General features: G+C 59.9%; 21 protein-coding genes and 1 tRNA gene. 12 read left to right on the top strand and 10 right to left on the bottom strand.

Annotated features, from left to right (window positions below):
* Window positions 1-3 precede the first annotated feature (3 nt).
* Complete coding sequence (locus tag J5276_RS12610) at window positions 4-654, bottom strand: helix-turn-helix transcriptional regulator (RefSeq protein ID WP_003514944.1); 651 nt, start codon at window positions 652-654, stop codon at window positions 4-6.
* 111 nt (window positions 655-765) lie between these two features.
* The gene (locus tag J5276_RS12605; RefSeq protein ID WP_003514945.1) at window positions 766-1,416 is read right to left on the bottom strand and encodes a response regulator transcription factor; all 651 of its coding nucleotides are present in this window, start codon (window positions 1,414-1,416) and stop codon (window positions 766-768) included.
* 244 nt (window positions 1,417-1,660) lie between these two features.
* Here J5276_RS12605 and J5276_RS12600 point away from each other — a divergent pair, with 244 nt between their 5' ends.
* Window positions 1,661-2,014, top strand: coding sequence for a DUF952 domain-containing protein (locus J5276_RS12600; RefSeq protein WP_112154780.1), 354 nt, complete (start codon window positions 1,661-1,663; stop codon window positions 2,012-2,014).
* Window positions 2,014-3,105 (top strand): quinone-dependent dihydroorotate dehydrogenase, encoded by a 1,092-nt coding sequence (locus J5276_RS12595; RefSeq protein WP_112154779.1) that lies wholly within the window; start codon window positions 2,014-2,016, stop codon window positions 3,103-3,105. Before J5276_RS12600 ends, J5276_RS12595 begins: the two co-directional genes overlap by 1 nt.
* 124 nt (window positions 3,106-3,229) lie before the next feature.
* Here J5276_RS12595 and J5276_RS12590 read toward each other — a convergent pair whose 3' ends face one another.
* Both J5276_RS12590 and J5276_RS12585 read right to left on the bottom strand, forming a co-directional pair.
* Window positions 3,230-3,727, bottom strand: coding sequence for a CAP domain-containing protein (locus J5276_RS12590; protein ID WP_013635432.1), 498 nt, complete (start codon window positions 3,725-3,727; stop codon window positions 3,230-3,232).
* A 1-nt stretch (window position 3,728) separates the two neighbouring features.
* Window positions 3,729-3,995: a DUF6460 domain-containing protein gene (locus J5276_RS12585; protein ID WP_003514949.1), complete on the bottom strand. Its 267-nt coding sequence runs from the start codon at window positions 3,993-3,995 to the stop codon at window positions 3,729-3,731.
* Between the two features lie 168 nt (window positions 3,996-4,163).
* On the opposite strand from J5276_RS12585, the gene J5276_RS12580 reads away from it, so the two are divergent.
* From J5276_RS12580 to J5276_RS12570, 3 genes are all read left to right on the top strand, one after another.
* The gene (locus tag J5276_RS12580; protein ID WP_162632879.1) at window positions 4,164-5,105 is read left to right on the top strand and encodes a class I SAM-dependent methyltransferase; all 942 of its coding nucleotides are present in this window, start codon (window positions 4,164-4,166) and stop codon (window positions 5,103-5,105) included.
* A gap of 134 nt (window positions 5,106-5,239) precedes the next feature.
* Window positions 5,240-5,851 (top strand): YitT family protein, encoded by a 612-nt coding sequence (locus tag J5276_RS12575; RefSeq protein ID WP_025592410.1) that lies wholly within the window; start codon window positions 5,240-5,242, stop codon window positions 5,849-5,851.
* Between the two features lie 73 nt (window positions 5,852-5,924).
* Complete coding sequence (locus J5276_RS12570) at window positions 5,925-6,566, top strand: YitT family protein (RefSeq protein WP_174005492.1); 642 nt, start codon at window positions 5,925-5,927, stop codon at window positions 6,564-6,566.
* Between the two features lie 26 nt (window positions 6,567-6,592).
* Here J5276_RS12570 and J5276_RS12565 read toward each other — a convergent pair whose 3' ends face one another.
* Entirely contained in the window at window positions 6,593-7,054 is a 462-nt protein-coding gene (locus J5276_RS12565) for a carboxymuconolactone decarboxylase family protein (RefSeq protein ID WP_112154778.1), read from the bottom strand.
* Between the two features lie 101 nt (window positions 7,055-7,155).
* Window positions 7,156-7,659, bottom strand: coding sequence for an Rrf2 family transcriptional regulator (locus tag J5276_RS12560; RefSeq protein WP_013635435.1), 504 nt, complete (start codon window positions 7,657-7,659; stop codon window positions 7,156-7,158).
* 50 nt (window positions 7,660-7,709) lie between these two features.
* On the opposite strand from J5276_RS12560, the gene J5276_RS12555 reads away from it, so the two are divergent.
* Window positions 7,710-10,301 carry a ligase-associated DNA damage response DEXH box helicase gene (locus tag J5276_RS12555; protein ID WP_236761465.1) on the top strand — a complete coding sequence of 864 codons (2,592 nt, stop codon included), beginning with the start codon at window positions 7,710-7,712 and terminating at the stop codon, window positions 10,299-10,301.
* 34 nt (window positions 10,302-10,335) lie between these two features.
* Window positions 10,336-11,064 (top strand): ligase-associated DNA damage response endonuclease PdeM, encoded by a 729-nt coding sequence (gene pdeM, locus J5276_RS12550; protein WP_025592414.1) that lies wholly within the window; start codon window positions 10,336-10,338, stop codon window positions 11,062-11,064.
* An 18-nt stretch (window positions 11,065-11,082) separates the two neighbouring features.
* Here pdeM and J5276_RS12545 read toward each other — a convergent pair whose 3' ends face one another.
* From J5276_RS12545 to podJ, 4 genes are all read right to left on the bottom strand, one after another.
* Window positions 11,083-11,520, bottom strand: a complete 438-nt coding sequence (locus tag J5276_RS12545; protein WP_003514961.1) for a universal stress protein — start codon at window positions 11,518-11,520, stop codon at window positions 11,083-11,085.
* A 160-nt stretch (window positions 11,521-11,680) separates the two neighbouring features.
* Entirely contained in the window at window positions 11,681-12,505 is an 825-nt protein-coding gene (locus tag J5276_RS12540; protein ID WP_013635439.1) for a TIGR02186 family protein, read from the bottom strand.
* Window positions 12,502-13,428, bottom strand: coding sequence for a sulfite exporter TauE/SafE family protein (locus J5276_RS12535; RefSeq protein ID WP_003514964.1), 927 nt, complete (start codon window positions 13,426-13,428; stop codon window positions 12,502-12,504). Before J5276_RS12535 ends, J5276_RS12540 begins: the two co-directional genes overlap by 4 nt.
* A gap of 263 nt (window positions 13,429-13,691) precedes the next feature.
* Window positions 13,692-17,465, bottom strand: coding sequence for a cell division protein PodJ (gene podJ / locus J5276_RS12530; protein WP_112154776.1), 3,774 nt, complete (start codon window positions 17,463-17,465; stop codon window positions 13,692-13,694).
* Window positions 17,466-17,841: 376 nt separating this feature from the next.
* Between podJ and J5276_RS12525 the strand changes: the two genes are divergently transcribed.
* From J5276_RS12525 to J5276_RS12505, 5 genes are all read left to right on the top strand, one after another.
* The gene (locus J5276_RS12525; RefSeq protein WP_112154775.1) at window positions 17,842-19,638 is read left to right on the top strand and encodes an acyl-CoA dehydrogenase C-terminal domain-containing protein; all 1,797 of its coding nucleotides are present in this window, start codon (window positions 17,842-17,844) and stop codon (window positions 19,636-19,638) included.
* A 32-nt stretch (window positions 19,639-19,670) separates the two neighbouring features.
* Window positions 19,671-20,879, top strand: coding sequence for an acetyl-CoA C-acetyltransferase (locus J5276_RS12520; RefSeq protein WP_025592421.1), 1,209 nt, complete (start codon window positions 19,671-19,673; stop codon window positions 20,877-20,879).
* 186 nt (window positions 20,880-21,065) lie between these two features.
* Window positions 21,066-23,282, top strand: a complete 2,217-nt coding sequence (locus tag J5276_RS12515) for a 3-hydroxyacyl-CoA dehydrogenase NAD-binding domain-containing protein (RefSeq protein WP_112154774.1) — start codon at window positions 21,066-21,068, stop codon at window positions 23,280-23,282.
* 169 nt (window positions 23,283-23,451) lie between these two features.
* Window positions 23,452-23,874 (top strand): hypothetical protein, encoded by a 423-nt coding sequence (locus J5276_RS12510; protein WP_112154773.1) that lies wholly within the window; start codon window positions 23,452-23,454, stop codon window positions 23,872-23,874.
* 285 nt (window positions 23,875-24,159) lie between these two features.
* Window positions 24,160-24,235, top strand: a tRNA-Phe gene (locus tag J5276_RS12505).
* The last annotated feature ends 41 nt before the right edge of the window (window positions 24,236-24,276 follow it).

Genomic DNA, 24,276 nt, shown 5'->3' with positions numbered 1-24,276 from the left:
TGTCTATTGGCTGGCCCAGATGATGCGGGCGATCCATTCCACATCGGCCATGTCGAAGCTGCGGTTCGGATGTTCGGGATTGAGCGAAAGAAGCTCTATATTCTTGGGGCTTTGCCGCGCCAGCACCTTGGCCATCACTTCGCCGTCTCGGCTTTTCAGCACCACGCGGTCGCCGCGCCGCACCTGCGCGCCCGGCTCCACGATCAGGATATCGCCGTCGCGGTAAAGCGGCATCATGCTTTCGCCCTGTACTTCCAGCGCGTAGACGCCCTGCTTGCGTTCGGGAGAAGAGGGGAACTCCACCACATCCCAGCCTTGACCGGCCGGAAAACCGCCATCGTCGAAAAAGCCGCCGGAGCCCGCCTGCGCAAAACCGAGCAGGGGGATGGCATTGTCCGCACCTGAAGGCTGCATTGTCTGCGTCCTGCCGAAAGCATAACCAAAAAACTGGTCGACGCTTGCCCCCGTCGCCTCCAGCACCTTGGATACCGATTCCGTCGAAGGCCAGCGTTTGCGGCCATCCGGGCCGAAACGCTTCGATTTGTTGAACGAGGTAGGATCGAGACCGGCACGCTTCGCCAAGGCCGAAGGCGTCAGTTGGTGACGTTTGGCAAGCGTATCGATGGCGCTCCAGATCGTCTCGTGTGAAAGCATGATGAAAGCCCGCAGGTGGAGCCCGTGGCGGAAAAGCTCCTGTCGTTTACTTCGCGGAATCTAGACCATATCCCGTCAGGAGTAAAGAAAAGAAAGGAATAAAATCCTCGATTATGCCACCATGGCCGATGTGTTTATCTTGCTGAGCTGTATCACCGCCTGTGTACGGCTATCGACCTTAAGCTTCAACAGAATAGCGGAGACATGCGCCTTGATGGTGGCTTCCGAAACATTCAGCGCATAGGCGATCTGCTTGTTCAGCAGGCCTTCGGCCAGCATGCCCAGAACCCGACTCTGTTGCGGCGTCAGCGTTCTGAGCCGGCCGATGAGATCAGCCACGTCAGGATCATGCTCCTTTTCGCCCTGACAGCTTGCCGGTATCCACACATCGCCTTCAAGAACCGCGCGAATGCCATCCCTGATATCGTCGATGCCCGAGGATTTGGAAATAAAACCGGAAGCGCCGAGTTCGATGGACCGGCGAACAGTGGTCGCGTCGTCCGTTGCCGAAACGATGACGATGGGCAGGCTGGAAAATTCCGCCCGCAGCGCCATCAAGCCTGAAAATCCGCTGACACCCGGCATGGCGAGGTCCAGAAGCATCAGATCGGCGTCGTTGCATGCCGTCGCGGCACTTCTGGCAGCCTCGAAATCCCCGGCTTCCATGATTGTCTGCTGCCCGTCGAGACCGGATACGGCCTGTTTGAGGGCACCGCGAAAAAGCGGGTGGTCGTCTGCGATGATAATGACAAGTTCCGACATTCTGGCCCCCTCCCAAGGGCGTTATGCGGTTCTTTGAAAGGTATGGCGCACTCCCGTTTGCCGGCAGTCTAGACTGCTTCCGGCTCCTCTGCTGAAAGGTTGCTCTAATCGGTTGCGTATTACAAGAAAAAGCTTGGGAACAGCCGTCGCGGGAATAAAAATGCCGTGGAAACTGTGGACAATCGACCCGCTTTGCGGCAAACCGCCCAGACTGAAAAGCCTTGGAAAGCCTTCGGAGAGCCCCATGCAGGAAACGTCCGCGATCATTTACAAAATCGTGCCGGAGACGTTGTGGAACGCAGCCAGGGCACAAGGCGTCTTCGAAGGCGCCGCCATCGATCTGACGGATGGGTTCATTCATTTTTCAACGGCAAAGCAGGCGGCCGAGACTGCCGCCCGGCATTTTTCCGGCCAGACCGACCTGCTTCTGATCGCTGTTGATGGTGCAGCACTTGGCGACAAGCTGGTTTATGAACCCTCGAGAGGCGGCGACCTTTTCCCCCATCTCTATGCGTCTCTTCCCTTGACCGCCGTGCTTTGGGAAACGCCGCTTTCACTCGGCCATGATGGCCAGCACCAGTTTCCGGAGATTTTGTGATGAGCGGATTATTTTCCTCAATCGGCCGCAAGGGCCTGTTTCTTGTCGATGCGGAAAAGGCACATGGTCTGTCCGTGGCGGCGCTGAAAAGCGGCTTTCTGCCCACCTGCATGGTGCCGCACGATCCGCGGCTGCAGCAGACCGTTGCAGGCCTCGTTTTCCCCAATCCGCTCGGCATGGCGGCGGGTTACGACAAGAATGCGGAAGTCCCGGGACCGCTTCTGAGGCTCGGTTTCGGCTTTACTGAAATCGGCACCGTCACGCCGCGTGGGCAATCCGGCAATCCCAAACCGCGCATCTTCCGTCTGGTTGAGGATGAAGGCGTCATCAACCGCCTCGGTTTCAACAATGAAGGCCATGCCGCGGCGCTGGAGCGCCTGAAGCAGGCGCAGCTACGCGGCATCGTCGGCGTCAATATCGGTGCCAACAAGGACAGCGAAGACCGCATCGCCGATTATGTCCAGGGCATCGAGGCCTTTTATTCGGTCGCATCCTATTTCACCGTCAACATCTCTTCGCCCAATACGCCGGGTCTGCGTGACTTGCAGGCGCGCGAAAGCCTCGCGGCACTTCTTGGCGCCGTGCTGGAGCGCCGCAGGGCAGAAGCCGAACGTTTTGGCAAACGCATTCCGATCTTCCTGAAGATCGCGCCCGATCTGACCGAGGAAGGGCTGGATGACGTGGCGGAAGAGGCGCTGGCCCATGATCTCGATGGCCTGATCGTCTCCAACACCACGCTCTCGCGTGAAGGCCTGCGGCCCGGTCCGCATAAGGGTGAGGCGGGTGGATTGTCCGGCAAGCCGCTATTCGAGCTGTCGACCACTGTTCTCGCCAAGATGCGCCGGCGCGTCGGCAGCAATCTGCCCATCATCGGCGTGGGTGGCGTTTCTTCGCCGGAAACGGCACTGGAAAAGGTAAGGGCAGGGGCCGATCTGGTTCAGCTCTATTCCTGCATGGTCTATGAAGGCCCCGGCCTGCCGTCGTCCATCGTCAAAGGCCTGTCGAAGCTGGTCTCTCGCGAAGGTGTGCAGTCCATTCGTGACCTACGCGACAGCACGGTCGACCGCTGGGCCGACCGCAAGCTTGGATGACGATGACCTGAACGGTCGAGACGCTGCGTCGGTTAAGATAAGTGCTTATCGTGGTGGTGTGCTCTCCTGTCTCATCCCTGTGACAGGGACAGGAATGAGGGTGGAGGGGGCGCCCCCCGTTATCTCACGCGCAGAGCACCATCGCCCAGTAGGGCCGGTTGCGGCTTGCGGCATCATAGGCAACCGCGACGCCAAGGCCATTATATGGTCCGAGCATGTTTTCGAGATGATGTTTCGAGCCGATCCAGGCCTTGACGACACGCTCCACGCTGTCCTGCCCGGCCGCCACGTTTTCCGCTGCTGGTAGCGGCACATTGCCGTCCTTCATGCGGATGAGGAAACTGTCGGTCAGGCCGATCAGATGCGCCATCTTCTGCGCCTTGACCATGCGTCCGGCCTGATAAGCGGCCGCACCACTTGCCGCACTACTGAAGGAGAGTGGCGAAAGCCCTTTCGAGCGGCGCAACTCGTTGACCATTGGAAGCGCTGCCGCGGTCTCATCGCGGGTGCCTGACGGCATGCCCTTGTTTGTAGGCACGGAAACACAGGCGGAAAGAACGGAACCGGCGGAAATCAGCACGAAGCCGCGCCGCGTAAGCGTCTGGAAAGATGTGTCGGTCATGTCAGCGGCGATAGCTCAGGAGGCGCAGGATGATGAAAATGGGTATGACGATCGTCGCGCCAAGGATCAGATAGTCGCCGATTGCGCCAAGCGCGTGGAAACCGCTGCGCCACAGATCGACCACGAAGTCGCGTGCGCCATAGATGATATTCCATGGCGTCAATCCGAAGATCGCCATCAGAAAGCCGACGAGCAATGAAACCACCAGCAGCTTCACCACGGTGCGGGCCACCGTATCACCCAGCATTTTGTTGACCTCACCGGCCATCAGCAAGTCTCCTGTTTTGTCCTGACATATGAAGCACGCTGCTTCGATGCAAGTTTCGGTGCACTATATCGCGTCATATTCGCAATTCCATGAGTGCGCCATGAAATAGGACTTGAGTTTTTTTATGGCTTGATAAATGACAGCCGACATCTTCTCAGGAAATCTTGAATGGCCCCAAACCAGTTTTCTTCCGGTGACGTCATTGCCGACCGCCGGGCGGACTATGCCCGCATGTTGGCGGAGAGCGGTGATTATCCCGCCGCCGCCGAACTCATGGAGCAGGCGCTTGAACTTGCGCCGCGGTGGACGGCGGGCTGGTTTCGCTTCGGGGAATATCATGAAAAGGCGGGGGAAACGGACAAAGCCGTGGCGGCTTACGAAAAAGTCGCCGAACTGGATACGGAAGGGCTGTTTGCAGCCGAACTGAAACTCGCGGTTCTCGGCGCCGCGGACACACCGGAGCAGCCGCCGAGCCGTTATGTGGAAGGGCTGTTCGACGATTATGCAGACCGTTTCGAAACGTCGCTCGTCGAGAAACTGGATTACAGCGTACCGCAGAAGCTGGCGGAACTGATCGGCAAGGCGACGGGAGGCGGCGTCTTCGACACCATTGTCGATATCGGCTGCGGCACCGGCCTTCTCGGCGTTGAAATCCGCTCCCTGGCGAAGCGGCTGGAAGGTTTCGACATTTCCCAGAACATGCTCGCCAAGGCGGAGGAAAAGGGACTTTACGACCATCTCGGCCAGGCCGATCTATCGCTGGAAGCTGACGCCTCGGGACTGTTCGCGTCGGCAATGCCGCACCACCGCGCGGACCTCGTCGCCGCCGCCGACGTGATGATGTATCTCGGCAGTCTCGAAACCGTCATGCCCCTCGTTTCGGCCCTGCTTGAGCCCTCCGGCTTCTTCGCCTTTTCGGTGGAGGACGCAGGGGATGAAGATGGTTTCGTGCTGCGGGAATCGCTGCGTTACGCACATTCGAAAAGCTATGTGAGCGGCCTTCTTGAGCGGGCGGGCTATTCTCTTATCGAAATCCGCAAAACCACCATTCGCAAGGATGCCGGAAAACCCCTTTCCGGCATTCTTTTTCTTGCCCGCGCCAAAGCCTGAACATTTCGTTTCTTGCCTTTTTCACGATAGGTCAGTCGTCCTTACGTATCCATCTTGATCGCGTGTTTGTTGCAGTGCAAAATGCGCGGAAACCTGAGGGAAAAAGCGTGAGCAGAACGAGAAGCGTTTACAGCATGTGGAGTTCGGATCCGGCCAAACATGCGCCGGTGGAAGACGTGCAGGGCATCGTTACCGGAGCTATCGTATCGGCGCTCGGTTTTTATCTGCTGAACAAGGTCGGCCTTTTGACCGGTGGCACCGCCGGCGTCGCCTTCCTCATTCACTATGCCTTCGGCATCAGCTTCGGCCTCCTGTTCTTCCTCGTCAATCTGCCCTTCTATTACCTCTCGTTCCGCCGCCTCGGTCTTGCCTTTTCCATCAAGACCTTCATTGCCATCGGTCTTGTTTCGGTGCTGACGGAAGTGGAAGCGCGCTGGATGGTCATTGACAGCATCAACCCGCTCTGGGCGGCGCTGCTCGGTGGCCTGCTCCTCGGTTACGGGTTGCTGGCGCTTTATCGCCATCGCGCCAGCCTCGGCGGCATCGGCATTCTGGCCATCTATATTCAGGACCGCTTCGGCATCCGCGCCGGCCTGATCCAGCTTGCCTTCGATGCATTCGTGATGCTCTGCGCCTTCCTCGTCATCGATCCGGCCACCGTTATTTATTCGATTGTCGGCGCTTTCGTCCTCAACATGTTTCTCGCCATCAACCACCGCTCGGACAGATACATCGTTGTGCGCTGAATAAAGTACGCTTGAAATCTCTCGCGCTTGGGCGCAATAGCTCGATCAAGGCCGGAAAATCAGGGGAACAGGCATGGGCGATACGACTACGCGAAAGCGCGTGAATATCTGGGCTTCCGCGCCCGATCGCCATTCGCTGCTGGAAGATGCCCAGGGCGTTCTGGCGGGCAGCATGCTGGTCTCGCTCGGCGTGACGCTGCTTTCCGCTGCGGGCCTCCTCACCGGGGGTGTGGTGGGTATTGCCTTTCTGGTGCACTATTCGATCGGCTTCAGCTTCGGCGCGGTGTTCTTCCTCGTCAATCTGCCGTTTTATTATCTCGCCTTCCGCCGTCTCGGCCTTGCCTTCACGGTCAAGACCTTTTGCTCCATTGCCATGACGGCGCTGCTTTCGGAATATATGCCGGGCTTCTTCGCTTTCGAAAGCATCAATCCCGTCGCGGCCGCCCTTTTCGGCGGGTTGACGGTCGCGGCAGGCATGCTGGCACTGTTCCGCCATCGCACTAGCCTCGGCGGCTTCGGCATATTGGCGCTTTATCTCCAGGACCGTTTTGGCTGGCGCGCCGGTCTCGTCCAGCTCGCCTTCGATGGCATGGTGCTGGCCTGCTCATTCTTCGTGGCGACACCCTTCGTCATCCTGTGCTCCATCCTCGGCGCGCTGGTCATGAACCTCGCGCTCGCCATCAATCATAGAAATGACCGCTACATCGCCATGTAACGGTCGTCCGGTGCAGGTAAAGCGGATCAGGCTGCTTTTGCTGCCGCTTCGACCGGGTGCTGCGAACGGAAGCCGACGGCGATGCGGTTCCAGGTGTTGATGGCACCGATGGCAACGGTGATCTTCACGATGTCCTCATCGGAGAAATGCGCCTTCAGGGCCTCGAAGGCGTCATCCGGAGCGCCGGTTTGGGCAATCTTCGTTACCGCATCCACCCAGCCGAGCAACGCCCGTTCCTGTTCGGTATATAACGGGGATTCCCGCCAAACGCTCATCAGGTTGATCCACTGTTCGGAAAGACCGTCGTGACGGCTTTCCTTCACATGCATGTCCACACAGAACGCGCAGCCATTGATGATTGATGCGCGCAGCTTGATGAGATGAACGAAGCGGCGCTCGAGGCCGCTGCTCTGGACGTAAGTTTCGAGCGCCATCACGGCTTTGAAGGCTTCAGGGGATGCCTTGGCGTAGTTCAAACGGGTTTTCATGTGTCTCTCTCCATTCGTGGTTCAGGTTGAGGGGCATGTGTCATCGTTCCGGGAAGCTGCGAAGCTCTCCGGTATTTCAGATGGTTGGGTGTTTTTAGGTTCTAGCGCGTCGCCGTCCTGCGCTCGTTCAGCTCCAGAAAGGCGCAGCCGCGTGCCGCAATGCCGCCGTCGTCAGTGGCGGCAAGGTCGCCCAGAATGTCGGCAATGCTGGTTTTAGCGAGTTCCGCCCGATAGGCTTTCTCCGCCTTCAGCATCGCGGCGTTGATGCCGCAGGGCTTGGTGAAATAACGTCCCGGCAAGGGGTTCGGCCCACGCTGGCGAATTTCCGCGCAGCGAAAGGCAGGCTGTGGTCCCTCCACGGCCAGAACAATATCAAGCAGGGTAATCTTGTCGGTTGTCCGGGCCAGACGATAACCGCCCTTCGGCCCTGGTACGGTGGAAACTATTCCGGCACCGGAAAGCAATTGCAGGTGCTTCAAGAGATAACTCGTGGAAACGCCATGGAATTCTGCCAGCGCCGCCGCCGAGAGCACGCCGCCTTCGGAAAGTCCCGCTAACATGCCTACGCTGTGAATGGCCTGTTCAACGCCGTCGCCGAGTTTCATCCGATTTGCTCACGTTTGGTTTGCTTTAGTATCGTGGACATTATTTATCCATGATTATGCATTCCTGTCAAGCAGCTCTGTTCCGCTCTTCTTTTTTCAAGGTTTCTCACTACCTTGAAGGCGTGAAACACGCTGAGTCTCCCATTTCCGGCACGCATGTCGGCACCTTGCCCCTTTCATTCCAGAAATGGTTTGCCGAAAAAGGGTGGTCCCCGCGCGCGCATCAATTGGAGCTGATGGCTCGGGCGCGTGGCGGCGAAAACATGCTGCTGATTGCACCGACGGGTGCCGGCAAGACGCTGGGCGGCTTCATGGCGTCGCTCACCGATCTTGCTGAACGCGGCAAGGTGCCGCCGGGCTCCGCCTTTGTCGGCGTGCACACGCTTTACATCTCGCCGCTCAAGGCACTTGCGGTGGATATCGAACGCAATCTCACCAAGCCTGTCACGGAAATGGGCCTGCCGATCTCAATCGAAACCCGCACCGGCGATACGCCGCAGGCAAAACGCCAGCGCCAGAAGGTCAAACCGCCCGATATTCTCCTGACGACGCCGGAACAGGTGTCGCTGCTGCTTGCCAACAAGGAAGCCGAGCGCTTTTTCCGCGACCTGAAATATGTGGTGCTGGATGAGCTGCACTCGCTCGTCACCTCCAAGCGTGGCCATCTGCTGTCGCTCGCGCTCGCGCGGGTGCGCAGGCACGCGCCGCATGTCCGCTTCATTGGCCTTTCCGCCACGGTGGCGGAGCCGATGGATTTGCGCCGTTACCTGGCACCGCAGGGGCAGGGAGAACCGCCCGCAGGTCTTATAACAGTGGAAGGCGGCGCCAAGCCAAACATCGCCATTCTGCAGACGGAGGAGCGTATTCCATGGTCCGGCCATTCCGCGCGCTACGCCATGAAGGATTTGTATCCCGCTCTGAAGGCGCACCAGACGACGCTCATCTTCGTTAACACCCGTTCGCAGGCGGAACGGATTTTTCAGGAACTCTGGAATGTAAACGACGATAATCTTCCGATCGCCTTGCATCACGGTTCGCTGGATGCCGGACAGCGCCGCCGGGTGGAGGCCGCGATGGCTGAAAACAAATTGCGCGCGGTCGTCGCCACCTCCACGCTCGATCTCGGCATAGACTGGGGCGATGTCGATCTCGTCGTGCATGTCGGCGCGCCAAAGGGGGCGAGCCGCCTTGCCCAACGCATCGGCCGCGCCAATCACCGCATGGATGAGCCGTCAAAGGCAATCCTCGTTCCCGCCAACCGTTTCGAGGTGATGGAGTGCCGGGCCGCACTCGATGCGAACTATATCGGCGCGCAGGATACGCCCCCCATTGCCGAAGGCGCACTGGATGTTCTTGCCCAGCATGTGCTCGGTATGGCCTGCGCCGAACCTTTCGATGCGGATGATCTCTATCGTGAAGTGACCAGCGCTTCACCCTATGCCGATCTACCGCGTTCTACCTTCGACCGCGTTGTGGATTTTACCGCTACCGGTGGATACGCACTGCGCACCTATGAACGTTACGCCCGCATCCGCCAGATGAAGGACGGCCGCTGGCGTGTCTCCAATCCGGCGGTCGCGCAGCAATATCGCCTCAACCTCGGCACCATCGTCGAGGCTGCGGAACTCAATGTCCGCATGGTCAAGCGCAATGCCAAGGGCTCGGTCGGACGCGGCGGCATGTCGCTCGGCAAGGTCGAGGAATATTTCCTCGAGCAGCTGGTGCAGGGCGATACCTTCCTGTTTGCCGGCAAGGTTCTGCGCTTCGAAGGCATCCGGGAGAATGAATGCCTGGTGTCGCAGGCCTTTTCGATGGACCCGAAGATACCCTCCTATGCCGGCGGCAAGTTTCCGCTTTCCACCTACCTTGCGGACCAGGTGCGCTCCATGCTGTCCGATCCCGCCCGCTGGCAGTCGCTGCCGGATCAGGTGCGCGACTGGCTGGCAATCCAGAAGGAAAAATCGATCATTCCCAAGCGCGACGAGCTGCTGGTCGAGACATTTCCCTTCCGCAAACGCTTCTTCATGGTCATGTATCCTTTTGAAGGGCGTCTGGCCCACCAGACCCTCGGCATGCTTCTGACACGGCGGCTGGAACGGGCGGGCGCAAAGCCCATGGGCTTCGTTGCCACCGATTATTCGCTCGCCATCTGGGCCATGGAGGATATTGGCAGGCGGCTGAAATCCCGCCGCCTGTCGTTGGCGGAACTTCTCGACGAGGACATGCTGGGCGACGATCTCGAGGCGTGGCTGGACGAATCCTTCATGCTGAAGCGGACCTTCCGCAACTGTGCCGTCATTTCAGGCCTCATCGAACGCCGCCATCCCGGAAAGGAAAAGACGGGCCGTCAGGTCACGGTCTCCGCCGATCTTATTTATGACGTTCTTCGCAGCCATGAGCCGGATCATATTCTGCTGGAGGCAACCAGACGTGATGCGGCGGCGGGACTTTTGGACATTGGCCGTCTTGGCGATATGCTGAAGCGAATCAAGGGTCACACCACCCATCGTGCACTGGAGCACGTCTCGCCGCTTGCCGTTCCTGTCATGCTGGAAATCGGCCGCGAGACGGTGGCGGGCGAGGCGATGGATCAGGTGCTGGCCGAGGCCGCAGACGAGCTTATCGCCGAAGCCATGTCCTGAAGCATCAAACTGGAATGAAGGAACGACCACAAAAGTGCTAAGCCGACTGACATTGAGCGACAGGTTTTCCAATGGCTTCGAATGCCTTGGCAGCGAAACTGCCATCAACGGCGTCGCCGCCTGGTGTGACCCGTTGGGTGGGCTTTACCTGCCCGATCTGTCGCTGCTGGTTGTCTCGGACCTGCATCTGGAAAAAGGTGCGGCCTTTGCCCGGCGCGGGCGCATGTTGCCGCCTTACGACACGATCGCTACCCTCAAAATCCTGTCTTCCCTTGTCAGCCGTTACGATCCGAAGATCGTCGTCAGCCTCGGCGACAATTTCCACGATCGGGTCGGGTCCGAGCATCTGCCGCTTATGCTGCGCGAACTGATCCGCGAGATGGCCCGTGGTCGTGACTGGATATGGATCAACGGCAATCACGATCCGGATGGCACGGTCGATCTGCCGGGATCTTCGGTAGATGAGATGTTTTACGGCAATCTCGTTTTCCGCCACGAGCCTAAGGTAGGAGATGCCGCGGGTGAAATCGCAGGCCATCTGCATCCCTCCGCCACTGTTCGCCGTCGCGAAAAAACGGTGCGGCGCCCCTGTTTCGCCACCGATGGTTCCCGCCTGTTGATGCCGGCCTTCGGGGTGATGAGCGGCGGACTGGATTTGCGGCACAAGGCCATGCGCGGTCTCTTCGACCACGCTGCACTCGTCGCGCATCTGATGGGGCGGGACCGCATCTATTCGGTACGGTTTTCAAATCTGCTCGGCTGAGCGCATCGCTCCGCCCGTCTATTGGCGGTATACCAGCACCGGTATCTTCGAGTTTTTCAGCACCTTGGCCGTAACGCTGCCGACAAGCATCTCGACGAAGCTTCTGCGCCGGTGCGAAGCCATGGCGATGAGGTCGCAGCCTGTCCTGTTGGCGATTTCGACAATCGCCTCATCCGGCCGTCCCGCCCGCGCCAGCAGGGCTTCGCAATCCAGCCCCATCGATGCGGCGTGCGCCTGCGTATCTCTCAGAAAATGCTCCGCCTCCTCGCAACGGTGGAATTCCTCTTCGGCAATGGCGGCAATGTCCTCGACATCGCTGGCAATCACGTGAAAGGGTTCGGACACCGTCACGACGGTCACCTTTGCGCCTGCCTCTCTGGCGAGAGCGAACCCTTGGTCGATTGCGATCTGCGCCAGCGGCGAGCCATCGGTGGGAATGAGAATGTGCTTGAACATGACATTTCTCCTTTTCATCCCGGTCACAACCGCACTTGCCGCCATAAGCTGCGTACGTGGTTGTAACGTCTTGAATTTTACCGCAAACCATTGAAGGAAGCGAACGCTATCTTTTACGCCGAAGGCGAAAGACGCGCTCTTTTACGGGAATGAAAAACACTCAGTCCTTGCGGAAAATAATACTGGCACTCCAGCCCGTGACGACGGCGAGGAGAACGCACAGCGCGCCATAGGCAAGCGGTGTCTGATGCGCGGCATCGGTGATTGCCTGTTCCATGCCGGTCTTGACGACGCGCAGTTTCAGCTCGCGCTGGGCGATGAAATTTCCGCTCTTGAAGAGATAGGCACGGGCCGTATGCACGCCGTTCGGGACGTTGGCGGGCAGGCGCAAGGTTGCCCAGAACAGACCGGTGCGTTCAAGCCGCACGCCGGTCGTGTCGTTGCGATAGATGCCGCTTGAAAGCCGCAGGCGCCGATAGGCCTCCTGAAAATCGAAGACATTGTCGGGCACGCCGGAAAACACCGCACTTTTGAGCGACAGATGTTCGACACCCAGCCCCATTGCCCGCAAGGTGCCAGGCGAAGCGACGGCGCTGATATCGCGCGTGCTGGCCATGGAATAGGATTCCGGTAGCGGCGTGAAGGTGATGGCGCTTGTATTGATCCAGATACCGGCCACGCGCTCCTTCTTGCGCACGGTCATGTAGTCGCTGGGGCCTTCGAGGGTAACAACGATATCATATTGGCCGATAGCGAGCAGCAACTGGTCGGTGTTGTTAAGGGCGCCGAAAAGCGTGAAATCCGCCCCGCGAAAATCGGAGGTGATCGGAATCTCCGTCGTCGATGCGCCGATTTCGATATTTTCCTGCAAGGACCGCTGCTGTGTGCCGGGAGGCAGGGCAAGCGGCGGTGTCTGCGCCGAAGCGGTAAAGGCAAGGCAGGAACCGATAAGCAGAAAGGCGCAAAGCAGCAGGCGGTGGGTCAATAACCTAACCCTCCGACGGCGACCGAGAACAGGTCTTCGGGGCGAACAACCAGTGCCACGGCAAGGCGAAGGGCGACTGCAAGCACCAGAAGCGCCAAAAGCGCGCGCAGTTGTTCGCCGCGCAGTTTCTGCCCGACGCGCACGCCATATTGCGCGCCGATGACGCCCGCGACCATCAGGATGAAGGCCAGCACCACATCGACGGAATAGTTCGTCGCGGCCTGAACGATGGTCGTATAGGCGGTAACGAAAATGATCTGGAACAGCGAGGTCCCGACAACGACGTTGGTCGGAATACGCAGAAGATAAATCATGGCCGGCACCATGATGAAGCCGCCGCCGACACCCATGATCGAGGTCAGGATGCCGATACCGAAACCCAGCGTGACGACGGGAATGATGCTGAGATAGATCTTCGACTTCTTGAACCGCATTTTCAGCGGCAGGCGGTGAACCCAGTTGTGATGGCCGGGGCGGCGCAGCGTCACCGTCTCATTACGGGCAGCACGGCGCAGGGCGGAAATGCTCTCCTTCAGCATCAAGGTGCCGACAGTGCCAAGCAGGATGACATAAAGCAGCGAAACGATGAGATCGAGCTGGCCGATGCTGCGCAGGAAGGAGAATATCCACACGCCCACCGTAGCGCCCACAAGACCGCCGACCAGCAGGACGCTCCCAAGCTTCACATCCAGCGTTCCGCGCCGGAAGTGCGTGATCGAGCCGGAGACGGAAGAGGCCACCACCTGGTTTGCGCCCGTCGCCACAGCCACTACGGGCGGAATATTGTAAAAAATCAACAAGGGGGTGATGAGAAAACCGCCGCCCACGCCGAACATGCCGGAAAGAAAACCGACGGCCGCGCCCATGCCGAGAATGATGAAAATGTTCACCGACAGTTCTGCAATCGGCAGATAGACAGTCACGGCTCGGACCTCGGGCAAATGGTTCCGGGCGGCAGGGCTTGTCCGGGTGTGGGGCCGCGCCGCGATTTACATTTTCTGTCTGAAAAGACCGGGCATGCCCAGCCTTCATCCGTCATGCCCGCGAGGGTCCGACGTGTCAACATTCAACGGTAAATACGTTGATAATTTGGAAAGATAGCGATCAGGCGTGGGAGCAGCGCCACATTCCGGCGCCAAACTGCGGGGAAGCGGCCGGGAAGGCCGCTTCATCCGTTGCGAAACGGTTATTTGTTGCGGGCGAGCAGCGCCGTCACCAGCTCGTTGGTGATGCGCCCGTCGGGTGTCTGGCCAACGGATTTCTGGAAATCCTTGATGGCGGTAACCGTGTTCTTGCCAAGCTTGCCGTCGGGCTGGCCGGCATCGAAACCGTTCTTGTTCAGGATTGCCTGAATGTTGCGGATCGCCTTTTCCATGTCCACGGAGGCAGTCTTCACGCCGTCCTTGCCAGCCCATTCCTCGGGCGGATTGACACTGTTGGCGTCTTCCGAAAGCGGCTTGACCTTCCACGCGTCGGCTTTCGCACGTGCGCTCTGAAGCTGCTGCGGGTTCATCGCTCCCGCAACCTCGTCACGCTTCTGGGCAGCGTCCGTGTCGCCATCCTTGGCGGCAATGGAGAACCACTTGTAGGATTCCTCGATATCCTGCTTCACGCCGCTTCCGCGCGCGTAGAGAATGGCAAGGTTGAACTGGCTGTCGCGGACGCCGAGTTCGGAAGCCTTGATGAACCATTGCGCGGCGGTGGTGAAATCCGGCTGGCCGGCCGCATCGGAGGCGAGCAGGACGGCGAGATTGTGCATGGCGCCTGCATTGCCCTGTTCGGCTGCCAGCGTGTAATAGCGCTTCGCTTCGGAAAGGTTGCGCTCGACGCCATTCGCCTTCTCGTAAAGGTTGGCGAGACGATATTGTGCGGGAGCAAGGCCGCGATCCGCAGCCAGCTTGTACCATTTGGCGGCTTCCGCGCGATCGGCGGCAAGGCCGCGACCCTCGGTGTAGCGTGCTGCGATCTCGTACAGCGCCTGCGTGTCGCCTTTCGCTGCGGCTTCCGCCAGCGATGCTGGCTCGATACCGGCGGGAACTACAATCGCGCCCTGGGCGGCGGCAGCCGTGGTAGCGGCCTGCACCGGTGCCTGCGGCTCACTCTGTGCGACAGTGCCTGACGTCGCCGCATCCACAGCGGGCGCATCGGCAACAGGCGGTTCATTGGCAAGCGGCGCGCCGCCAATGGTACGCGGATCGATGGTGTTTTCCGATGGTGCTGCGTTTTCGATGCTGTCGGCGGATGCCGCCTCCTGCGGATCGATAGCCAGTTCGGACGGAATGGTCACGGCCTTGTCGCCGGTCTCGGGAAGTGCGGAGACCGGGGCATCGCCCATCTTCTCTTCGATGACCGGTGCCGGGGCTTCCGCGCCGCCCATCATCGTCTTGACGAGCGGCATGGCCATCATCGCAAGAAGAATGGCGCCGATGCCGAGCAGCAGCGGGCGACGATAACGTGAAAGCGCCGAAGCGTCGGGCTTGCGATTTTTCTTGCCGGTTTCAAGCTTCTCCGGTGAGGTTTCCATGGCGGCAGCCTGCGCTGCGCGACGGGCGGCGGCGATGAAATCCGTGCGGCCTTCTGCATCCGCCGCCTTGCCGCTGGAAGCGACCTGGCTGGCGCGCACCCGTTCCAGTATTTTCTTGATATCAGGTGCGCCAGAGCCGGGCTCCAGAAGTTCGTTCTCCTGGCCCGCGGGCAGCACGTCGATTGGATCGAGCGAGGGGGCGGGTTCCACCTGCGTGCGGGTGGTGGTTGCCGATACGGGTTCCTCTGCCGATTTGGCGGTCTTCGCCGTGCCGGTTTTGAAACGCTTGGTCAGGCCGGCAAGCAGGCTCTTTTTCTCTGCTTTTGCGGGTTTTGCAGCGGCGGGCGGCACGATTGCCATCGCATCCGCGCCGTTTTCGCCGGCATCGCGCGTGTCTTCGAGAATAAGCTGTTCTTCGGTGATGTAGCCCTCTTGCGGGAAGATGGCGGCCGGCATGGCCACGTCTTCGCGGGCGGGCGTAATCATATGCTGCGCGACGTTGCGTGGCGCTGCCTCTTCGCGATAGGCGGGAGCGGGAGCGCGATTATCAAGGCTGTCCAGTCGACCGGCGATCTGCACCAGCGTCTCGTGCAGCGCCTCGAAGGTGCGGTGCGTGCGTTCTTCCGTGTTGCGGCTCAGTGCCTCGAGGCTGCGCAGATCGGTGGCAAGATCGGTCAGCATCGTCATATCGGCGAAGTTTGCGCCGGAGGAGACATTGTTGCGCGTAAAGGCGTCCAGAACGGCCTCGGCCGCCTGTCGAGCCGCTTCGATGATATACTCATCGTTGGACGCCATGTAGTCCTCGATCGCCGACATGCGGGCATCGAGTTCCGGCGACATGCCCGCCGGCTGGTGATGACCCGGCTGGCTGATTAGCGAGGAGAGATGGGCGATCTGATTTTCGAGGCTGAGCAAAGCGCCGCTGTCGGCGGGTGCGGCATGGGCGGTCTCGTCCAGACGGGCCGCGATATCGCCAAGCCGTTCTTCCAGGCGCGAAAAAGTGCCTTCGTTGAAACCAGCAACGGGCTGCGGCTGGCTGTAGCGATAGTCGAGGTCTTCGATGCGCCGGGAAAGCGTGTCGAGCCGTTCCGCCAGGCCGTCATTGACGGTGCCGTGATCCAGCGCGTCGATCTTGCGGGAAATGTCGCTGAGGAACGATGTCAGTTCCGCCTGCTGTGAGGGGCGCTGCGAACGCTCCAGAAGCAGGGAAAGCTGGTCCAGCCGCTCGTGCAGCTGTGCCGCGTCGCGCGCCGTGCTCAATTCGTCGATCTTGGCGGCCAGCGTTTCAAGACGGGCGGTGAGATCCACAGCAGGATCGGGCTTTGCGGCGGCAATACGATTGATATCACCGAGCTGTTCGGCAAGGCCGTTCAGGCGGGTTTCCAGCCGCTGTGCCAGTGCGTTGTCGGTGGCCTGTGCACTGTTGGAGCGGGCGCCAGTAGCGGCAATGGCGCGGCTGATTTCATCCAGTCGCTGGTCCAGACCGGAAAACTGTTCGGTAAAGGCAGCCTCGTTCGGCTGCATATGCTTGCCGAGCTGCTCCACCGCGCTTGCGATGGTGATCAGCTTTTCCTCAAGCACGCGCACGGCGGGATTGTTGCTCATGCCGCCGAGCTGGGTCTTGATGTCGTCGAGACGATAGGCGAGCGAGACGATTTCATCCTGCAGCGAGGCCGTGTCGAAGCCGCGCAACGTGTCTTCCACGGTGTTCCAGCGGCTTTCGATCCGATGTACGCTGTCTTCACGCGCAAGCTGGTCGATGGTGAGGCGCAGGTCATCGAATTCATTGCGCAGCCCGTAGGCATCGGGAGAGGCCAGATTGCCGAGCTGGTCGATGCTGCCGGCAAGCCTTGCAATATCGTCGCGCAGGTCGCCGATGAACTGCTGGTCTTCCGCGATCGCGCGAATGTTTCGGATTTCGGCTCGCAGCCCTTGCGCTTCGCGCGCCACGCCCTCCGAGATATCGTGCTTCAGCTCATGCCGCAGGTTGACGAGCGCTTGCGCGATCTCCTGCAAGGCTGCGTCGTTTCGCTGCTGCTCCTGATAGGGCGGGATGGAGCGCGCGCGCGGTGCGGGGTTGGCCGCCGCGTTCTGCACGTCGTTCGGCCGGTATTCAGGCGCAAGCGGTCTGGTAATGGTTCGTTCCGGGCGCGCAACGGGCTCCTGCGGGCGCTGGAAGCTTGCCTCAAGCAGGCGCTGGCGCTGGCGGATTTCGTTGACCGGGTCGAGTTGCGGCGGGGTGACGGTGGCGCGTGGCTCGCGCGGCGCGGCATGGGCCTCGTTTTTCGGCTCAGCTGTCGTGGCGCGGTGGTCGCGCGGAAATTTCTGGCTCATCAGCCCTTCGATGCGGGCTTCAAGGCCTTCAATGGTGCGATTGAGAGCATCAAGAGACGACCTGTCGCTCGGGCTTTGGTTTTTCGATCGCAATCCGTTCATCTTCTCGCTCGCTTCGCTTCCGTCCGGCGTGCCCGGTGTTTGTTGCAACGGCTACCCGCCTGATAATGCCGTCGCACAACATGCAGCAATTCTAGAGCCGGTATTTGCCCCCATGGAGGAAAATGCTTCGATTGACGAAGCAGTTACCTCGTGTCGGAGAATTCACGAAACGTGGTAAAGAAGTGGTTAACTATGGTTGGAATTTTTTAACTTTTGCGGCGCGTAACGCTTTCGCGTGGGGCTGGCCAAGCATTGCGCGGAAAAAGGGCCATGACATTCGACCGGAATTTATTTGACGTTTACGCGCACGTCAAATATTGTCATCCCATATCGGCCGGATCGGCTCCGGCTTTCACGATGCGGAGGAACATCGGTAATGCCTGTTTACAAGGCCCCAGTTAAAGACACGCTTTTTATTCTGAACGACGTTCTTGGCCTCGAGCGGTATAACAACCTGCCCGGCTTCGAGGATGCAACCCCTGACATGATCGAGGCTATTACCGGCGAGGCGGCGAAACTTGCCGAGGAGCGGCTTTTCCCGCTGAACCTGTCTGGCGATCAACAGGGCTGCAAGCGTGCAGATGATGGTTCGGTTTCCGTTCCTGATGGTTTCAAGGAGTCTTACGACGCCTATTGTGAAGGCGGCTGGATCGGCCTCGCCGTACCGCCGGAATTCGGCGGGCAGGGCCTGCCCTATACGCTGCATGCGGCGATTGGCGAGTATATGTCGTCCGCCAACCTGTCGCTGATGATGTATCCCGGCCTGACGCAGGGCGCCATCGCTGCCGTCCTCGTCCATGGCACGCAGGAGCAGAAAGAAACCTATCTGCCGAAGATGGTCGAGGGAACATGGTCCGGCACCATGAACCTGACGGAACCCCATTGCGGCACCGATCTCGGCCTGCTGCGCACAAAAGCAGTTCCGCAGGGCGACGGCAGCTACAAGATTTCCGGCCAGAAAATCTTCATTTCGGCCGGCGAACATTCCATGACTGACAATATCGTCCATCTGGTGATTGCCCGCATCGAGGGCGCGCCGGAAGGCACCAAGGGTATTTCGCTGTTCATCGTGCCGAAATTCCTCGTGAAGGAGGACGGTTCGCTCGGCGAGCGCAACGGCGTCACCTGCGGCGCGATCGAACACAAGATGGGCATCCACGGCAACGCCACCTGCGTCATGAACTATGACGATGCGACGGGGTATCTCTTGGGTGCGGAGAACAAGGGTCTCTCCGCCATGTTCGTGATGATGAACGAAGCCCGCCTCGGCGTCGGCCTTCAGGGCCTGTCCGTGGGTGAGATCGCCTATCAGAATGCGGTCGAATATGCCCGCGAGCGCATTCAGGGCCGTTCACTTTCCGGTGCGAAATTCCCCGATAAAAAGGCCGATCCTATCATCGTGCACCCGGATATCCGCCGTACGCTGATGACTATCAAGGCCTATAACGAGGCTGGTCGCGCCTTCCTTCTGTGGACCGCGCTGCAATCCGATATCGCCCATCGGTCGACCGATGAGAAAGAGCGTCAGACGGCAGATGACCTGCTCGGTCTCGTCACGCCGATCCTGAAAGGCGTGCTGACCGACAAGGGCTTCGACCATGCCGTGATGGCGCAGCAGGTCTTCGGCGGTCACGGCTATATCGAGGAACATGGCATGAGCCAATATGTCCGCGATGCCCGCATCACCATGATCTATGAGGGTGCGAACGGCATTCAGGCGCTCGATCTGGTCGGCCGCAAGCTCGGCATGAATGGCGGCCGTGCCGTCATGGCGCTGTTCAAGGAAATCGGCGATTTCTGCGAGGAAAACCGCGCCGACGAAAAGCTCAGCCTTTACACAAAGGGCCTGAAGAAGGGCTTGAACGATCTACAGGCCGCAACCATGTGGTTCATGCAGAACGCCATGGCCAAGCCAGACAATGCCGGTGCCGGTTCGACCGATTACATGCACCTCTTCGGTATCGTGGTGCTGGGTTACATGCAGGCCCGCATGGCGAAGGCGGCGAGCGAAGCCCTTGCGGCAGGTAGCACTTCTGACGAGGATTTCCTCAAGACCAAGCTTGTCACGGCGAAGTTTTATATGGAGCGCATCATGCCGGAAACGGCGCTACGCAAGGCCCGCATCGAAACCGGCGCGGACACCATGATGGAACTGGCTGCGGAAGCATTCTGACAGGGCGTGTCACGCGCCGAGGGAGAGAGTTAATGACCGACGTTTACATTTATGACCATGTCCGCACCCCGCGCGGACGCGGCAAGAAGGATGGCAGCCTGCATGAGGTGCCCTCCGTTCGCCTTGCCGCCAAGACGCTGGAAGCCATCCGCGACCGCAACGGGCTCGATACGTCTGCTGTCGATGACATCATCATGGGCTGTGTCGATCCCGTCATGGATGCCGGTGCAGTTATCCCGAAAGCCGCCGCCTTCGAGGCCGGTTATTCCAACAAGGCACCGGGAATGCAGATCTCGCGCTTCTGCGCTTCAGGTCTCGATGCCATCAACTTCGCGGCCGGCAAGGTCAAGGCAGGCTCCGACGATATCGTCATTGCCGGAGGCGTGGAAAGCATGTCGCGCGTCGGCATGGGCATGTCTGGTGGCGCCTGGTACATGGACCCTTCGGTCAACTTCCCCGCCTTCTTCATGCCGCAGGGCGTGTCGGCAGATCTCATCGCCACGAAATACGGTTTCTCCAGGGACGATGTCGATGCCTATGCCGTCGAGAGCCAGAAGCGCGCCGCGCATGCCTGGGAAAAGGGCTATTTCAACAAGTCCGTTATCCCCGTGAAGGACCGCAACGGCCTGACGATCCTCGACCGCGACGAACATATGCGACCCGGTACGGACATGCAGGCGCTGGCTTCCCTCAACCCCTCTTTCCAAATGCCGGGTGAAATGGGCGGCTTCGAAGCCGTCGGCATCATGGCGCACCCGGAAGTGGAGCGTATCAACTACGTGCACCATGCGGGCAATTCGTCCGGTATCGTCGATGGCGCGGCCGCCGTTCTGGTTGGTTCCAAGGCGGGCGGCGAGGCTATGGGCGTGAAACCGCGTGCCCGCATCAGGGCTTTCGCCAATATCGGTTCCGATCCGGCGCTGATGCTGACCGGCCCGGTGGATGTGACCGAGAAGCTTCTGAAAAAGACCGGGATGTCGCTTGCCGATATCGATCTTTTCGAACTGAACGAGGCCTTCGCCGCCGTCGTGCTGCGTTACATGCAGGCCTTCGACATCAGCCACGATAGGATGAACGTCAATGGCGGCGCAATCGCCATGGGCCATCCGCTGGGTGCGACAGGAGCGATGATCCTCGGCACGGTGCTTGACGAGCTGGAGCGGCGCGATCTGAACACCGCGCTCGTCACGCTCTGCATCGGCGCGGGCATGGGCACAGCGACCGTTATCGAGCGGGTTTGAGTTACGGAGGGCTAACCCCAGGCTCCTCACCCTGTGCTCGTCACAGGGATTCCAGCAGCGCCGCGTCTGCGGCGCGCGAGAGTCTTCCAGCCCAAAGACTTGGGCTGACTGGGTTCCTGTGACAGGCACAGGAATGAGGGATCGGGAAGTTCGGCGAAACGAAATTCAGGGAAGAGGAATCCCAAAATGAGCACTTATACCAATTTCACCATCGAGACGGACGCAGACGGCATTGCCCTCGTCACCTGGGACATGCCGGAAAAGTCCATGAATGTCTTCACTTCCGAGGTGATGGACGAACTGAACGCCATCGTTGACGCAACTGTCGCCGACGCTGCCGTCAAGGGTGTTGTCTTCACCTCCGGCAAGAGCACGTTTTCCGGCGGTGCCGATCTTTCGATGATCAAGTCGATGTTCTCCTTCTACAATGACGAGAAGGCGAAGGACCCGGATCAGGCAGCCGCCAAGCTGTTCGAACTGGTCGGCCGCATGACCGGCTTGTTCCGCAAGCTGGAGACCAACGGCAAGCCCTGGGTCTCAGCCATCAACGGCACCTGCATGGGCGGCGCTTTCGAGCTGTCGCTTGCCTGCCACGGTCGCGTCGCGTCGAATGCCAAGAGCCTCAAGATAGCCCTTCCTGAAGTCAAGGTCGGCATCTTCCCTGGTGCCGGCGGCACCCAGCGCGTGCCGCGCCTGACCGATGCGCAATCCGCCTTGCAGATGATGACCACCGGCCAGTCGCTGACCGGTGCGCGCGCCAAGGCCATGGGGCTGGTTCATCAGGTGGTGGAGCCGGATCAGCTCATTTCCGCTGCCAAGCAAATGATCAAGGACGGCCTGAAGCCGGTTGCCCCCTGGGATGAAAAAGGCTTCAAGGCCCCCGGCGGCGGCATCTGGACGCCGGCCGCTGCCCAGCTCTGGCCGGCCGCTCCGGCGATCCTGCGCCGTGAAAGCGCCGGCAACTATCCGGCAGCACTTGCTATCCTGAAATGCGTCTATGAGGGTCTGCAATTGCCGTTCGATACGGCGTTGAAGGTGGAACAGCGTTATTTCACCGAAATCCTTCGCTCGAAGGAAGCTTTCGGCATGATCCGCTCGCTGTTCGTTTCCATGCAGGAACTGGGCAAGGGCGCGCGCCGCCCGGCCGGTCAGCCGAAGACGGAGTTCAGAAAGGTCGGCGTCGTCGGCGCGGGCTTCATGGGCGCCGCCGTTGCTTATGTCACCGCCGCAGCCGGTATCCCCGTCACGCTGGTGGACCGCGATCAGGAAGCCGCCGACAAGGGCAAGGGCCATTGCGAGGAAAGCGTCAAGGCCGCCATCGGCAAGGGCAGGCTGACGCAGGATGAAGGCAAGGCCTTGCTCGACCTCGTTACCCCGACAGCGGATTACGCGGCGCTCTCCGACGCCGATCTCGTCATCGAGGCCGTCTTCGAAGACCGCGACGTGAAAAAGGCCGTCATCGAGGCCGTGGAAGCCGTGTTGCCGCAAGGCGCAATTTTCGCCTCCAACACCTCCACTTTGCCGATTACCGGGCTTGCGAAGAACTCCAAGCGCCCGGTGGATTTCATCGGCATCCACTTCTTCTCGCCGGTCGAGAAGATGATGCTGACGGAAGTCATCCTCGGCAAGGAAACGGGCGATAAGGCGCTGGCCGTCGCGCTGGATTATGTGGCCAAGATCAGGAAGACGCCGATTGTCGTCAACGATACGCGCGGCTTCTTCGTCAATCGCTGCGTGCTGCGTTACATGGCGGAAAGCTACGACATGCTGATCGAGGGTGTGCCGCCCGCCATGATCGAGAATGCCGCGAAATTCGCCGGCATGCCGGTCGGCCCGCTGGCGCTGAACGACGAAGTGGCAATCGATCTTTCCTACAAGATCCTGAAAGCAACCGTCGCCGATCTCGGTGAAAAGGCTGTCGATCCGCGCCATATGGAACTGGTGAAGAAGCTGGTGGAAGGCGAGGGCCGTTTTGGCCGCAAGAACGCCAAGGGCTTTTACGACTACCCGCCAAAGCCCGCCAAGAAGTCCCTCTGGCCCGGCCTGAAGGATCTCTATCCTCAGCAGAAGCCGGAGGATGTGGATATGGAAGTGCTGAAACAGCGCTTTCTGGTCACCGTGGCGCTGGAAGCCGCCCGCACCGTGGAAGAAGGCATCGTCACCGACCCGCGTGAGGCCGATGTCGGCTCCATCCTCGGTTTCGGCTTTGCGCCCTACACCGGCGGCGCCCTCTCCTATATCGACGGCATGGGCGTGAAGACCTTCGTGGCGCTGGCCGAGAAGCTGAGCGAGACCTATGGCCCACGCTTCAAGCCGACGCCGCTTCTGAAGGACATGGCGGCCAAGGGCGAGACCTTCTACGGTCGCTTCGATCCCTATGGCAGCACCGCGAAAGCGGCATAAGCCTTCAAGACACACAAATGAACAGGCCCTTCGGGGCCTGTTTTTTTATCGGCCTATCGTGCCGATACCGTCGCTTTATGTGCATCCTTTGCCCGGCTGGGGCGTTGAGAAGGCGTGAACGGGCGATGCGCGCCCGGTGCCGCAATTCAGGACACTTCAGGAGACTGCAATGAAGACATCGCTGCGATCCCATGGTTTCGACAAACCATCGGACCTTGACGACCACTTGGCTGAACTTGATGAAGAAGCTGCGGAGAAAGAGGCAGAAAAGCCCGCTGTCCGAGAGGCGCGTGCTTCCGCTACGGTGGACCAGTCGATACGCGCGGAACTGGACGAACTCCGCAAACAGTTGGAAAAGCTGCGCCGCGATGTGAAAAAGCTGGAATCGGCGTCCCATCCAACCCGCCACAAACCCGCAGATCTCAGGCACGAGAAAGACCACGAGAATTCGCGCCTGATGATGGTTGTGCGCTCCGTTGCCGTTACCTCGCTTGCCAGCCGCATCTTCGCGTCCTCACCCGTCATGGCAGCTCTGGTGGCTGTGGTGCCTTTTGCGCTTGGACTTGCCGCACGGCGCAGGGAAGGGGCATAATTGCCCCAAGCCGCCCAACCGCCGCTCGCCCGGATCAGCCGCGCCTGAACCCGCCACCTGACTTATGTTGATCAGGTCTGGCGGTTTGCCGATAGCGCGTTTCCAGCCACGATAAGGCCTTCACAGCGCACGTATTCCAGCCATCCACAGGCGCCGTGAAAAAACTGTCAAAAAACTTCGCTATGGCGCTTGCCATGTCCGAACAAGATGTTATAACCCCGCTCACTTTCGGGGCACCAAACAGCCCCGCCCGCCAAAAGCGGAGGTTCTTCAAGGACCTGAAGTGCCCGGATAGCTCAGTTGGTAGAGCAGCGGATTGAAAATCCGCGTGTCGGTGGTTCAAATCCGCCTCCGGGCACCATTCTTCTTAATTTCATTTTTTCCTGAATTGAATGCGTGTTG

The organism is Agrobacterium sp. S7/73 (genome assembly GCF_019355535.1).
Taxonomy (GTDB): Bacteria; Pseudomonadota; Alphaproteobacteria; order Rhizobiales; family Rhizobiaceae; genus Agrobacterium; species Agrobacterium tumefaciens.
The sequence above is the reverse complement of the archived record's forward strand: the minus strand, read 5'-3'. Positions and strand labels throughout refer to the sequence as shown.

Excerpts from the sequence above, each read along its gene's own strand:
- J5276_RS12610 (WP_003514944.1), bottom strand. The coding sequence starts at position 654 with ATGCTTTCACACGAGACGATCTGGAGCGCCATCGATACGCTTGCCAAA.
- J5276_RS12605 (WP_003514945.1), bottom strand. The coding sequence starts at position 1,416 with ATGTCGGAACTTGTCATTATCATCGCAGACGACCACCCGCTTTTTCGC.
- J5276_RS12600 (WP_112154780.1), top strand. The coding sequence starts at position 1,661 with ATGCAGGAAACGTCCGCGATCATTTACAAAATCGTGCCGGAGACGTTG.
- J5276_RS12595 (WP_112154779.1), top strand. The coding sequence starts at position 2,014 with ATGAGCGGATTATTTTCCTCAATCGGCCGCAAGGGCCTGTTTCTTGTC.
- J5276_RS12590 (WP_013635432.1), bottom strand. The coding sequence starts at position 3,727 with ATGACCGACACATCTTTCCAGACGCTTACGCGGCGCGGCTTCGTGCTG.
- J5276_RS12585 (WP_003514949.1), bottom strand. The coding sequence starts at position 3,995 with ATGGCCGGTGAGGTCAACAAAATGCTGGGTGATACGGTGGCCCGCACC.
- J5276_RS12580 (WP_162632879.1), top strand. The coding sequence starts at position 4,164 with ATGGCCCCAAACCAGTTTTCTTCCGGTGACGTCATTGCCGACCGCCGG.
- J5276_RS12575 (WP_025592410.1), top strand. The coding sequence starts at position 5,240 with ATGTGGAGTTCGGATCCGGCCAAACATGCGCCGGTGGAAGACGTGCAG.
- J5276_RS12570 (WP_174005492.1), top strand. The coding sequence starts at position 5,925 with ATGGGCGATACGACTACGCGAAAGCGCGTGAATATCTGGGCTTCCGCG.
- J5276_RS12565 (WP_112154778.1), bottom strand. The coding sequence starts at position 7,054 with ATGAAAACCCGTTTGAACTACGCCAAGGCATCCCCTGAAGCCTTCAAA.
- J5276_RS12560 (WP_013635435.1), bottom strand. The coding sequence starts at position 7,659 with ATGAAACTCGGCGACGGCGTTGAACAGGCCATTCACAGCGTAGGCATG.
- J5276_RS12555 (WP_236761465.1), top strand. The coding sequence starts at position 7,710 with ATGATTATGCATTCCTGTCAAGCAGCTCTGTTCCGCTCTTCTTTTTTC.
- J5276_RS12545 (WP_003514961.1), bottom strand. The coding sequence starts at position 11,520 with ATGTTCAAGCACATTCTCATTCCCACCGATGGCTCGCCGCTGGCGCAG.
- podJ (WP_112154776.1), bottom strand. The coding sequence starts at position 17,465 with ATGAACGGATTGCGATCGAAAAACCAAAGCCCGAGCGACAGGTCGTCT.
- J5276_RS12525 (WP_112154775.1), top strand. The coding sequence starts at position 17,842 with ATGCCTGTTTACAAGGCCCCAGTTAAAGACACGCTTTTTATTCTGAAC.
- J5276_RS12520 (WP_025592421.1), top strand. The coding sequence starts at position 19,671 with ATGACCGACGTTTACATTTATGACCATGTCCGCACCCCGCGCGGACGC.
- J5276_RS12515 (WP_112154774.1), top strand. The coding sequence starts at position 21,066 with ATGAGCACTTATACCAATTTCACCATCGAGACGGACGCAGACGGCATT.
- J5276_RS12510 (WP_112154773.1), top strand. The coding sequence starts at position 23,452 with ATGAAGACATCGCTGCGATCCCATGGTTTCGACAAACCATCGGACCTT.